This window comes from Bacillus sp. MYb78 (assembly GCF_002975115.1).
Taxonomy (GTDB): domain Bacteria; phylum Bacillota; class Bacilli; order Bacillales; family Bacillaceae_G; genus Bacillus_A; species Bacillus_A cereus.
In genome coordinates this window covers 409,555-422,398 of sequence record NZ_PCOB01000002.1, presented here as the reverse complement: position 1 = coordinate 422,398, position 12,844 = coordinate 409,555, and the positions used below count along the sequence as shown (strand labels likewise).

The window sequence follows — 12,844 nt, the reverse complement described above, 5'->3', positions numbered from 1 at the left end:
CACTGATTTTTATTTTGCAATATTATCGAGCAGCAGTTTTGAAAAGATCGATATTGTCTAATGCTTTACCTGTTCCAATTGCTACGCAATCTAATGGATCTTCTGCAACAAGAACTGGCATTTTCGTTTCTTCACTAATTACTTTATCTAAATTACGTAGTAATGCCCCGCCGCCTGTTAATACGATACCGCGGTCCATAATATCAGCCGCTAATTCAGGTGGCGTTTTTTCTAACGTATTTTTAACTGATTCTACAATCGCATCTACTGTATCTTTTAATGCATCTGCAATTTCTTCTGGCTGAATTAGTACTGTTTTTGGTAAACCACTTACTAAATCACGACCGCGAATTTCCATAGGCTCGATACCTTCTGGCTCGCCTGCAGAACCAATTTCTAATTTTAATGCTTCAGCTGTTCTTTCACCAATCATTAAGTTATAGCTTTTCTTAATGTACTGAATGATTGAATCGTCCATATCATCACCAGCAACACGAACTGACTGGCTTGTTACAATACCACCTAAAGAAATAATTGCAACTTCTGTTGTACCACCACCGATATCAACAACCATACTACCAGTTGGTTCCCAAACAGGTAAGTTTGCACCAATTGCTGCTGCAAATGGCTCTTCGATAGGATAAGCATCACGAGCACCCGCTTGACGAGTCGCATCGATTACTGCACGTCTTTCTACAGCTGTAATACCAGATGGTACACATACCATTACATACGGCTTACGTGAGAAGAAACCGTTTGATTTTTGAGCTTGTTGAATGTAATATTTCATCATTGTTGCAGTTGTTTCATAATCAGCAATTACACCGTCTTTCATCGGGCGAAGTGCCACAACGTTCCCTGGTGTACGACCAATCATTTGTTTTGCATCGCTACCTACAGCAACGATTTGTTTCGTATCAGTTTGTAACGCAACTACTGAAGGTTCACGTAAAACTACACCTTTTCCTTTTACATATACAAGCGTGTTCGCAGTTCCTAAGTCTATTCCAAGATCGCGAGTAAATCCACCAAATCCAAACATATTATTTATCTTCCTTTCTTGTTTTCACGGACTCATTTTTTCTTACTTTATATTATAAAAACAGTACGTTTTTTATATCTTTATCCTTTTTGTAGATAAATTTCTACAAAAAACTCATAAATCACATTATAAAACAAAATAAGTAAAAAGCATAGTCTTAAATATGACCTTTTTCCTTTAAACTCACGAATTTATGGTCACCTATTATAATATGATCAAGCACTTCAATTCCGATAATCTGGCCGCATTCTACTAAGCGTTTGGTTACTTCAATATCTTCACGGCTCGGCGTGGGATCTCCTGAGGGATGGTTATGAAGACATATGATAGAGGCTGCTGCACGACGGAAGGCTTCTTTAAAAACTTCCCTTGGGTGTACAATTGACGTGTTTAAACTTCCAATAAAGATCGTTTGCCTATGTATAACTTGATTTTTTGTATTTAAATATAAACAAACAAAATGCTCTTGTTGTAAAAAGCGCATTTCTTCCATCATGTATTTTGCACAATCTTCTGGACTTCGAATACTATATCTATTTTGATATTCTAAACGTACCATTCTTCTGCCTAGCTCAAAGGCTGCCATAAGTTGCGATGCCTTTGAAATCCCAATACCATGTATACTAATTAGCTCTTCTAATGTTGCATCTTTCAACATACGTAAGCCATCAAATTGGTGTAAAATTTTATCTGACAACTTTAAAACTGTTTCTTCTTTAGAACCTGTTCTGAGTAACACTGCGAGGAGCTCTCGATTTGATAAACTTCCAGCACCTTCTAACAATAAACGCTCCCGTGGTTGTTCTTCTCTTACAACATCACGAATACCGTTCATCTCTCCACCCCTTTATTTGTTCTCTCAAAGAAAACCCCATGCAATTTTACGCATGGGTTACATCAATATCAAATTGTTTTAATTCTCGAACGAGACGTGCAATTGGTAAGCCAACTACACTATAGTAGTCCCCTTGAATATGTTGAACGAAAATAGACCCTTTACCTTGAATCCCATAACTACCTGCTTTATCAAGAGGTTCTTTTGACGCGACGTATGTATCAATTTCCTCTTCTGTTAATTCCCAAAACGTAACTTCTGTACGCTCATAAAAAGTAACCGTTTTTTCTTTTGATATAATCGCAACACCTGTATACACTTCATGTGTTTTCCCAGATAGTAATTGTAACATCTCTTTCGCCTCATCCTTATTAGAAGGCTTACCAAGGATACGCGACTCATATGTAACAATTGTATCTGCACCTAACACAATGTAATCACTATTGTTTTCTGCAACCGCTGATGCTTTTTGCAAGGCAAGCGACATTACAATATCAGAAGGCGATGAATATGCACCAATTGTTTCCTCTACTTCACTTACAACGATTTCAAATGGTACGCTAGCTAACTCAAGCAATTCCTTCCTCCGAGGTGACCCTGAAGCTAAAATTATTTTTTTCATATTTTCTCCTTCCTTTCTCACATGAAGCAGAACAATTTATATCAATCGTATCAAAGGAATAGTTTGCCCACAAATGAAAGAAATATTAATTTCTCTAACTAAAAATAACACTTCTTTATTGCATACGATTATATTCCTGTCATAGAGAAAGCACTTTGCTCTAAATTCAAAAGAAAAGAAAGAAGTACATGTACTTCTTTCTTACTCATTTTATTATCCTATCATTTCACTTTCTACGAAACAATTTTTTCATACGAGAGTAAGCCATCAATAATAACTTGATTTAATTTCGCCAAAGATTCCTTATCCATTTTCCCATCTTTTACTGTTTGTACAGCTACCGACGTATACATATACAGTTTCTTTGCTTCTTCTCGCTTCATACTTTTCCCTTCTTTTTCAATCGCTTTCCATTCTTTTTCAATCACTTCTATATCTTTTGCGCTGCTTTTTCCACCAACTTGTACGCTAGAAGCATATTTTGCTAAATGAGTATATAATGGCTGCACTTTTGTTAAAAATGTTCCTACTTCTTTATCATCTTTCAGCAATGCTTTATCTGTTATATCCCAGTTCTTTTTTAAAACGGAGACACCATCATTTTTATACTTAGTCATTAATTGATTTATAGCCTGTTCATCGCTAGTAATACCAACAACTATTGCATACTTATCCCCGCTCGGTCTCAAAGCACCAATGCCCCCATTGCCTTTCCATTCTTCAAGAGCTGCCTGTCCCTTTTCTTCAGAAGAATAAAGCCCCCCTTGAACAAAGAATAATTTCATCGGATCCAATGACGTTCCTGTCTGCGCCTTTTGTTTTTCTTCTTTCGGTGCTGGTGTTTGTTCTGCCGTTCCACCCACCTTTGATTCTCCATTTCCAGTCGGCCTTGAAGCAGTTACTTCACTTCCTCCTGTTGTTCCTTGTCCAGTAAGTAAATGAAGCATCCCCATTCCAAACGTCGTACCGATAATAATTGCGGTTGCAACGATCGCAATTAATGTATTACTCCACTTCTTTCGGTATTTTTCCACAGACACTGATTTCGCTTTTTGAAACGGAACAACATTTTTAGGTCGTTCACTTTCTACTACCATCCATTCAAATTCATCTTTCTTCTTTTCCTCATACTTCGCTTCTGTTCCATTCACTTTCACTGAGATCGTTCGTGATTGCTTGTCCATACACTCACACCTCACCTCTTATCGTTGTCCGCATCATATCATATTCATTTCACAAAAAAACGAGATATTTGTCAGAGGAATTCGCCAAATAACCCTATATATTTATCTTATATGTATGCATTTGACTTCATTTGTAGAACAAAAAACTAGATAGCAAAGACTATCTAGTTTTTCTCTCGAATATATTTTCGAACTTCAGAAATGAAATAAAGAGAACCTGTTATGATAAAAACATCATTTTCCCCTATCATTTCAACTTTTGTATCAATTGCCTCTTTCCAATTTTCAAAAACTAATTTTGATTCTTTTTGTGAATATGATGCAAGCTTGTCTGCAGAAATAGCACGATCAAAGGCGAATGTTGTAAAAATCATTTCATCTGCAATGGTTTCTAATCGGCCTACCATGTTATGCAATTGTTTATCACCAAGGGCAGTAAATAAAACTATTACATTTTTATCTTTGTAATGCGCTGCTACTGTTTTCACAAGGCTTTCGATACCTTCTGGATTATGAGCACCATCTATAATAATATCCGGGTTACTTTGTAGCTTTTCAAAGCGCCCAATCCAATACGCTTCCCGTAATCCCGTTCTTATTCCCTCTTCCTCAATTAAAAATGATAAATATGTTTTTACATACATTACTGCCATAAGTGCTAGCGCTGCATTTCCTACTTGATGAATACCTTTCATTGAGATTTGCAAATCTTCAAATGCGGTAAAAGGACAAGTAAAATCAAACTGTTCCCCATCTTCGTTAGACTGTTTATGTAACGCTGTAAAATGCTTGCCAAGTTCGTATAAGTTTGCATGGTTTTCCTGTGCAACATTTTGAATGACTTGCAAAGCTTCTTCATCTTTTACACCAGTAATTACCGGCACACCAGACTTAATAATCCCCGCCTTTTCATATGCAATTTCTCCTAGTGTATTCCCTAAAATATGCATATGATCGTGACCGATATTCGTAATAATCGTGAGAACAGGGTGTATAACATTGGTAGAATCAAAACGTCCACCGAGCCCTGTTTCAAATAAAACAACATCACAGAAATTGACTTTACCGAAATAGCAAATTGCCATAACAGTAATAATTTCAAACTCAGTCGCTTCCCCTAAATCCGTTTCATCTAGTTTTTCCACGACTGGTTTTACCATCTTTACGAGTTCAGTAATCTCTTCATCTGCAATTGGTGTTCCATTCACACTAATGCGTTCATTAAATGTTTCGATGTAAGGAGAGGTAAACGTTCCTACCTTATATTTCGCGCCTTCTAACATGTAACGCATATATGTTAACGTTGAACCTTTTCCATTTGTACCAGCAAGATGAATACATTTTATATGACGCTCTGGATTTCCGAGCTCTTCTAGCATCCAATTCATTCTTTCTAATCCTGGTTTAATACCAAATTTCAATCGGCTATGAATCCATCCTATCGCTTCTTCGTATGTATGTATCACGTATGCTTTTCCCCTTTCAAAAGACAACTTTCATAGTTCTATTATACGCAAAGAAAAGAGACTCACCAATATAGTGAGTCTCTAAAAATATTTTTACTTTTCAAGATCTGCTAGACGTTGACGAACTGCTTCGCGTTTTTCTAGGTAATCTTGCTCTTTCGCACGCTCTCCTTCAATAACCGCTGCAGGAGCTTTCGCTACGAAACCTTGGTTAGAAAGTTTCTTCTGTACACGTTCTACTTCTTTATCGAACTTCTCAAGTTCTTTCTCAAGACGAGCTCTCTCTTCATCAAGATTGATAAGATCAGCTAACGGTAAGAATAACTCTGCACCTGATACGATTGCAGTCATTGCTTTTTCTGGCGCTTGTAAGTCCGTTTGAATTGTTAATTCGCTTGGGTTACAGAAACGCTCAATGTAAGAGCTATTTTTCGTAAGTTGAGCAAGTACAGCCTCATCTTTTGCTTTAATTTGCATTTGAACTTTTTTGCTCATTGGTGTATTTACTTCTGCACGAATGTTACGAACAGAGCGAATGATATCAACTAGAAGGTGCATTTCTGCCGCAGCTTCCGTATCTTGTAAATCTTCGCGAACTGTTGGCCACGCAGCTACTGTAATAGACTCGCCTTCATGCGGTAAATGTTGCCAAATCTTCTCTGTTACGAATGGCATGAATGGGTGTAATAGACGCATTGTTTGATCTAATACGTAAGCTAAAATAGAACGAGTCGTTTTCTTAGCTGCTTCATCTTCACCGTATAGTGGAAGTTTCGCCATCTCAATGTACCAGTCACAGAAATCATCCCAAATGAAGTTGTATAATGAACGACCAGCTTCACCGAACTCATATTTATCCATGTTACGTGTTACACTCTCGATTGTTTCGTTTAAGCGAGTTAAGATCCACTTATCTGCAACTGATTTTTCACCAGTTAAATCGATTTCTTCATACTTCATATCATCCATGTTCATTAATACGAAACGTGATGCGTTCCAAATTTTATTAATGAAGTTCCAAGTAGATTCTACTTTTTCCATGCTGAAACGTAAATCTTGACCTGGTGCACTTCCTGTTGATAAGAAATAGCGCATTGCATCTGCACCGTACTTCTCGATAACATCCATTGGGTCAATACCGTTACCAAGAGATTTACTCATCTTACGACCTTGCTCATCACGAACTAAACCGTGAATTAATACATCTTTAAATGGACGCTCGCCTGTAAACTCTAAACCTTGGAAAATCATACGAGATACCCAGAAGAAGATGATGTCATAACCCGTTACTAGTGCATCTGTTGAATAGTAACGTTTGAAGTCTGCTGAATCTTCATTTGGCCAACCAAGTGTTGAGAATGGCCATAGCGCTGAACTGAACCATGTATCAAGTACGTCGTTATCTTGATTCCAGTTTTCAATATCTGCTGGTGCTTCTGTACCTACGTATACTTCACCAGTTTCTTTATGGTACCAAGCTGGAATACGGTGTCCCCACCATAATTGACGAGAAATACACCAGTCATGAATATTTTCCATCCAACGTAAATATGTGTTTTCAAAACGCTCTGGTACGAACGTTACTTTTTCTTCTTCTTTTTGTTGAAGCGCTACTGCTTTTTCAGCAAGTGGAGCCATTTTTACGAACCATTGTGTTGATAAGTAAGGCTCAACAACTGCACCGCTACGCTCACTATGACCTACTGAATGCATATGTGGCTCGATTTCTACTAATACGCCAGCTTCTTGTAAGTCCTTCACTAATTCTTTACGGCATTCGAAACGATCCATACCGTTATATTTACCAGCTTTTTCGTTCATCGATCCATCTTCGTTCATTACTAAGATGCGTGGTAAGTCATGACGGTTACCTACTTCAAAGTCGTTCGGGTCATGAGCTGGTGTAATTTTTACAACACCTGTTCCGAAGTCTTTTTCTACGTACTCATCAGCAATAATCGGAATCTCACGGCCTACGATTGGAAGTGTAACTGTTTTTCCGATTAAATGTTTGTAACGATCATCTTCTGGATGAACTGCTACCGCTGTATCACCAAGCATCGTTTCTGGACGAGTAGTAGCAAGGCGAATGTGACCTGAACCGTCTGTTAACGGATAGTTCATATGGTAGAATGCACCTTGAACTTCTTTATGAATTACTTCAATATCAGAAAGAGCTGTGCGTGTTGCTGGATCCCAGTTAATAATATATTCACCGCGGTAAATTAAGCCTTTTTCGTATAATTGAACGAATACTTTATTAACCGCATCAGATAAACCTTCGTCTAATGTGAAACGTTCGCGAGAATAGTCTAGTCCTAAACCGACTTTCCCCCATTGTTGACGAATGTGAGAAGCGTACTCTTCTTTCCACTCCCAAGCTTTTTCAAGGAATTTCTCACGGCCAAGATCGTAACGTGAAATACCTTCTTCACGAAGTTTTCCTTCTACTTTCGCTTGTGTTGCGATACCAGCATGGTCCATTCCTGGAAGCCATAGCACATCGTAACCTTGCATACGCTTCGTACGAGTTAAAATATCTTGAAGAGTTGTATCCCAAGCATGACCTAAGTGTAACTTACCAGTTACGTTCGGAGGTGGAATTACAATTGTATACGGTTGTTTCTTCTCGTCTCCTGTTGCTTCAAAATATTTGCCTTCAAGCCACCATTGATAAAGACCTTCTTCAACGGACATATGATCATATTTAGTTGGTAAATTCTTTTCCGTGTTTGACATTATTTTCCCTCCTTAAAATAAAAAATGTCCCTCATCCAAAAAGGACGAGGGACATCGCGGTACCACCTTTATTTACAAACAAATTCATAATTTGCTTATACTCTTAATTTGATAACGGACAAATCCGTCTTTTCCTAATGAGAACTATTCTGTTCAGAAAAGATGCTCCAGGGCTACCTTCTAACATAACTATCTAGAGAATCTCCCAGCTACTGATTCTCCTCTCTGAAGACGTTTCATGTTATACTCTTCCCCTTCAAGGCATTTATATGATTGTTAATTATTATATACAATAGTGTAAAAAACGAAACCTTATTCGTCAAGATAAATTTAAAACTATGACTTTTCGGGTGAATATAAAGAAGATAAGTAGCATTCTCTACTTATCTTCTTTATCCCGCTATTTGCGGGCAATAAGACCCCACCTCAAAATTCAGCTAAAACAAAGAAGTTAGGTTGGAGCCACCCGCTGATTAAAGTTTTACTTTACCCGTTCCCTTGCTGGGCAGCTTGTAATTGTGACAGGAAATATTCTATATTGCTAACGAGCCAATGCGATTGTTGCAAACTCTTTACTCCGCGCAGTTCATTTTCCTCGTTGCGATTATCTCTTCTTTTCTTATAAGACTGGATTTGCCGAATAAATTGCGATGGATACGTCATATACGCAAACATAAGTAGTTGCTCTTCTTTCGTAAAAGGGAAATTTTTTTGATACATTTGAAACCATTCAAACCGATCACTTCTTGCGATTGGATATGTGTTTAAAGACCGTGAATAAAAACCTACTATATCTTGCACAGGCGTTGCAAACTTCGATTTTTCCAAACTAATAAAATAGCCATTTCGCTCATAGTCAAATAAAAAATGATTAAGTGAAACGTTACCATGCACAAAAGTAATACGTGTTTTCTCTTTTTCTTTCATCGCATCGTTCCACTCATTTAATTGCTTCGTTGCAAATTCACGCGCTCTCATTACATGATGATAGTACGTACAATATTGTAATTCAAACGGGGACATATACCATTTTGATTCAGATTCTACGAGAAACTCTTCTAACATCTCACCATCATTTTCCCAGCGATCGGATATAGTTGTATAATGTTTTTCTAAATCTTCTTCCGTATATGTTTCTTCCTTCACAGTTTTTTGATGCAACGTTCCAAGTGTCTGAAACATTTTATGGTATTGATCATTATCCTCGCCGTTTCCTTCTGCACGTTCTAACCAAGGCATTAAATAATAATTATACGTCCCGTCACTTAAAATATAATTTCCATCCGTCGCGTGGTATATAGGTACATAATTTGAAAAACCTTTCTCCTTCAAATATTGAATATGATGCAGAAAATTATTCCGCTCTAACTTTCTGCCTTCTATTTTCTTGAGTGCATATGGACCTTGATTCGTATAAATTTTCATTACGCTTCCGTGCTCTTCCATATGCTGCGTATCCAATCTATATTGCCTCACGATAGGTTCATAGTGATTTCGTAATTCAATATCCATACGAATAACCCTTTCTATTCAAAACATAGCCTCTAAGAAAAGAAGCGAGTGAAAACACTCACTTCCTTATTTCGCCTTTACCCTTGAAACGGGAATATAAATAATTTGCCCCGTATTTAAAAATATATCTTCTGTTTGATTGACACGGCACACATTTTGCACAGACGTTTCATAACGTTCTGCAATAGATTCAATTGTATCCCCTTCTTGCACGAAATACATTCTTAACTTTGTAAATTCTTCTTCCGGTTCTTTCGTAAATAGTTTTGTTAAATAAAGCGCATTTTCATCTCGCTGTGAGTACTCTTCTTCTTGTTCTTCCTGCTTTTTCGCTTTTTCTTTCTTGAAATCTTTTCGCCCAAACAATTCAAATTGCGGCGTTGTTTCTTGCTCCTCTTCACGCTCCACAAATTCATGTTCCTCTATCTTCTCTTCTTCTAATTCCTGCTCTTTTCTTTCCTCTAATTGGAACGGTTCAAATGCGTAATCTTCCCACTCATCTGATTCCTTATATGCTGGTTCTTCTACATGCGGCGCCGGTCTATTTTCATCCTCTTGCGCTGAATCTTCTTCTAACTCGGCATACACCGTTTCTTCCTCTTCAGCTTCATCCTCGTTTCTCTCTTCATCACACAAACCGGTAATAGATATATCCGCTAATAATTGTAAGCAACCATTTTCCTTTAATTCATAATCAAATTCCTCAATTGATACATATAGCTCTTCAATTACTTTCACTCGATTTCTCGGAATTGATATTTCAAGCGGAAAGGAATGAACAAGTTCATTAACCCCATCTTCCCTTGTTTCTACATAATCAATTGACTTTGCTGGCGATAGTTCTCTTAATGAATACGCCGAATCATCTTTTCGTGCAACATACTCTCCCGTTAAATCTAATTGCCCTCTCACGATTACTTCATGATCAAGCTCTTCTATCTCAACGTCTGGATCTAACGAAATTGACAAAAGTTCATCGACTTCCTGTCCCTTTTGGAACCAAACAGATTCTTTTAATGAAAATCGTAACGAATGATCTGCAGCCACTTCTTTTCCCCCTCCCAAACTATATGTCATTACAGATTTATGTAGGGAAAGCTTACTTTATGAATAAAAAAAAATCGCTCCCCTTATGGAGAGCGATTTTTCTCTAATACATTATTTTAATTTTGACATTGCAATTTCAGCTGCTGCAATCGTCGCCTCAATATCTGCGTCACTATGTGCTGTCGATAAGAATAAACCTTCGAATTGAGATGGCGGTAAGAATACACCTTGTTCTACCATTTCACGATAGTAAGCCGCAAAGAATTCTAAGTTTGAAGATTTTGCTGCATCGTAATTAATAACGGGCTCATCTGTAAAGAAAATACCAATCATAGAACCTGCACGGTTAATACGATGTGGAATGCCATGTTTTTCAGCTGCTTTACGTAATCCAGCTTCCAACATTTCAGCTTTACGCTCAAATTCTACATATGATTCTGGCGTTAACTGTACTAACGTTTCATAACCTGCTGCCATTGCAAGTGGATTACCTGATAAAGTACCAGCTTGGTAAATCGGTCCGCTTGGTGCAACTTGGCGCATAATTTCTGCTTTACCACCGTATGCTCCTACTGGTAAACCACCACCGATTACTTTACCTAAGCATGTTAAATCAGGTGTTACGCCATAATAACCTTGGCCACAATTATAAGCTACTCGGAACCCTGTCATTACTTCATCAAAAATAAGCAATGCACCGTTTTGTTCTGTTACTTCACGAAGACCTTCTAAAAATCCAGGCTGCGGAGGAACAACCCCCATATTTCCTGCTACTGGTTCTACAATTACACAAGCAATATCATCACCGAATTGTTCAAACGCGTATTTTACGCTTTCTAAATCGTTATAAGCTACTGTAATCGTATTTTTCGCTACACCTTCTGGTACACCAGGACTATCTGGTAAACCTAAAGTCGCCACACCAGAACCAGCTTTAATTAATAGCGAATCACCATGACCGTGGTAACAACCAATAAATTTCAAGATTTTATTACGACCTGTATAACCACGAGCTAAACGTAGTGCACTCATTGTTGCTTCCGTTCCAGAGTTAACCATACGCACAATCTCAATTGATGGCACGCGCTCAATAACAAGTTTTGCTAATTTATTTTCAATTTCTGTTGGTGCACCGAAGCTTGTACCTCTTTCAGCAACAGATTTTAATGCTTCTACAACACGATCATTTGCATGACCATGAATTAAAGGCCCCCATGATAATACGTAGTCGATGTATTCATTCCCATCAATATCATATACTTTAGAGCCTTTTCCACGCTCCATAAACAACGGATTCATCCCAACAGATTTAAAAGCACGAACCGGGCTATTTACGCCACCAGGCATTAAGTCTTGTGCCTCTTCAAACGCCGCAATCGATTTATCAAACTTTTTCATTATTTAGCGCCTCCTTCTTGTAACCATTTTGCTGCATCTTTCGCATGATACGTAATAATTAAGTCTGCTCCTGCACGTTTCATACTAATTAATTTTTCAAGAACAACTTCTTTTTCATTAATCCAGCCATTTTGCGCTGCCGCTTTAATCATCGAATATTCACCACTTACATTATAAGCGACAACTGGTAAATTAAAGTTATTTTTCACATCACGAACGATATCTAAGTAAGAAAGAGCTGGTTTTACGATTAAGAAATCTGCACCTTCCATTACATCTGATTCTGCTTCACGGAATGCTTCCATACGGTTTGCCGGATCCATTTGATATGTTTTACGGTCACCAAATTGCGGTGCACCGTGCGCAGCATCACGGAATGGTCCATAAAATGCTGATGAATATTTCACAGCGTACGACATAACTGGCACGTGTCCAAAACCATTTTCGTCTAATGCATGGCGAATTGCTGTTACGAAGCCGTCCATCATGTTTGATGGCGCAATAATGTCCGCTCCTGCTTTCGCTTGACTTACAGCTGTTTTCGCAAGAACTGCAAGAGACTCGTCATTTAAAATAATACCATCTTCAATTACACCGCAATGACCATGGCTTGTAAATTGACATAAACATGTGTCTGCAACTACTACTAGCTCAGGGAAATCACCTTTAATTTGCTGAATAGCACGTTGTACAATTCCATGATCACAATATGCTGATGATCCAACTTCATCCTTTTCAGCAGGTAAACCAAATACAATAACAGAACGAATACCTAAATCAACAACTTCTTGCATTTCAGCTTGCAATAAATCTAAAGACATTTGATATACGCCTGGCATAGAAGGAACTTCATTACGAACATTTTCACCTTCTAATACAAAAATAGGGTAAATAAAATCTTCCGTATGTAAAAACGTTTCACGCACAAGCGCACGCATGCCCCCGCTTTGTCTTAAACGACGATGACGATTAAATTGTAAAGAGTTCATAGATTTCTAT

General features: G+C 37.8%; 10 protein-coding genes and 1 other annotated feature. All 10 genes read right to left on the bottom strand.

The window, feature by feature from the left end; translation table 11 throughout:
- Positions 1-22: 22 nt before the first annotated feature.
- The 10 genes from mreB to hemB all read right to left on the bottom strand — a co-directional run bounded on the left by mreB (position 23) and on the right by hemB (position 12,834).
- A complete protein-coding gene (mreB, locus tag CQ064_RS06155; RefSeq protein ID WP_000466736.1) occupies positions 23-1,042 on the bottom strand; it encodes a cell shape-determining protein MreB in 1,020 nt (339 codons plus the stop codon).
- A 157-nt stretch (positions 1,043-1,199) separates the two neighbouring features.
- Positions 1,200-1,877, bottom strand: coding sequence for a DNA repair protein RadC (gene radC / locus CQ064_RS06150; RefSeq protein WP_001013391.1), 678 nt, complete (start codon positions 1,875-1,877; stop codon positions 1,200-1,202).
- Between the two features lie 46 nt (positions 1,878-1,923).
- A complete protein-coding gene (locus CQ064_RS06145; protein WP_000720495.1) occupies positions 1,924-2,499 on the bottom strand; it encodes a Maf family protein in 576 nt (191 codons plus the stop codon).
- A gap of 233 nt (positions 2,500-2,732) precedes the next feature.
- On the bottom strand, positions 2,733-3,683 hold the full coding sequence (locus CQ064_RS06135) for a hypothetical protein (RefSeq protein WP_000361017.1): 951 nt from the start codon (positions 3,681-3,683) through the stop codon (positions 2,733-2,735).
- 164 nt (positions 3,684-3,847) lie between these two features.
- On the bottom strand, positions 3,848-5,149 hold the full coding sequence (locus CQ064_RS06130) for a bifunctional folylpolyglutamate synthase/dihydrofolate synthase (RefSeq protein ID WP_000582038.1): 1,302 nt from the start codon (positions 5,147-5,149) through the stop codon (positions 3,848-3,850).
- A gap of 93 nt (positions 5,150-5,242) precedes the next feature.
- Positions 5,243-7,888 (bottom strand): valine--tRNA ligase, encoded by a 2,646-nt coding sequence (locus CQ064_RS06125; RefSeq protein ID WP_000072222.1) that lies wholly within the window; start codon positions 7,886-7,888, stop codon positions 5,243-5,245.
- 37 nt (positions 7,889-7,925) lie between these two features.
- Positions 7,926-8,157: a binding site (T-box leader), on the bottom strand.
- A 217-nt stretch (positions 8,158-8,374) separates the two neighbouring features.
- On the bottom strand, positions 8,375-9,400 hold the full coding sequence (ysxE, locus tag CQ064_RS06120; protein ID WP_000350660.1) for a spore coat protein YsxE: 1,026 nt from the start codon (positions 9,398-9,400) through the stop codon (positions 8,375-8,377).
- 66 nt (positions 9,401-9,466) lie between these two features.
- Positions 9,467-10,477, bottom strand: a complete 1,011-nt coding sequence (spoVID, locus tag CQ064_RS06115; RefSeq protein ID WP_003271973.1) for a stage VI sporulation protein D — start codon at positions 10,475-10,477, stop codon at positions 9,467-9,469.
- A gap of 81 nt (positions 10,478-10,558) precedes the next feature.
- Positions 10,559-11,845 carry a glutamate-1-semialdehyde 2,1-aminomutase gene (gene hemL, locus CQ064_RS06110; RefSeq protein WP_000712946.1) on the bottom strand — a complete coding sequence of 429 codons (1,287 nt, stop codon included), beginning with the start codon at positions 11,843-11,845 and terminating at the stop codon, positions 10,559-10,561.
- Positions 11,845-12,834 (bottom strand): porphobilinogen synthase, encoded by a 990-nt coding sequence (gene hemB, locus CQ064_RS06105; RefSeq protein WP_001087064.1) that lies wholly within the window; start codon positions 12,832-12,834, stop codon positions 11,845-11,847. Before hemB ends, hemL begins: the two co-directional genes overlap by 1 nt.
- Positions 12,835-12,844: the final 10 nt, after the last annotated feature.

Coding starts and splice junctions, on each gene's coding strand:
- ysxE (WP_000350660.1), bottom strand. CDS start 9,400: ATGGATATTGAATTACGAAATCACTATGAACCTATCGTGAGGCAATAT.
- CQ064_RS06135 (WP_000361017.1), bottom strand. CDS start 3,683: ATGGACAAGCAATCACGAACGATCTCAGTGAAAGTGAATGGAACAGAA.
- mreB (WP_000466736.1), bottom strand. CDS start 1,042: ATGTTTGGATTTGGTGGATTTACTCGCGATCTTGGAATAGACTTAGGA.
- CQ064_RS06145 (WP_000720495.1), bottom strand. CDS start 2,499: ATGAAAAAAATAATTTTAGCTTCAGGGTCACCTCGGAGGAAGGAATTG.
- hemL (WP_000712946.1), bottom strand. CDS start 11,845: ATGAAAAAGTTTGATAAATCGATTGCGGCGTTTGAAGAGGCACAAGAC.
- radC (WP_001013391.1), bottom strand. CDS start 1,877: ATGAACGGTATTCGTGATGTTGTAAGAGAAGAACAACCACGGGAGCGT.
- hemB (WP_001087064.1), bottom strand. CDS start 12,834: ATGAACTCTTTACAATTTAATCGTCATCGTCGTTTAAGACAAAGCGGG.
- spoVID (WP_003271973.1), bottom strand. CDS start 10,477: ATGACATATAGTTTGGGAGGGGGAAAAGAAGTGGCTGCAGATCATTCG.
- CQ064_RS06125 (WP_000072222.1), bottom strand. CDS start 7,888: ATGTCAAACACGGAAAAGAATTTACCAACTAAATATGATCATATGTCC.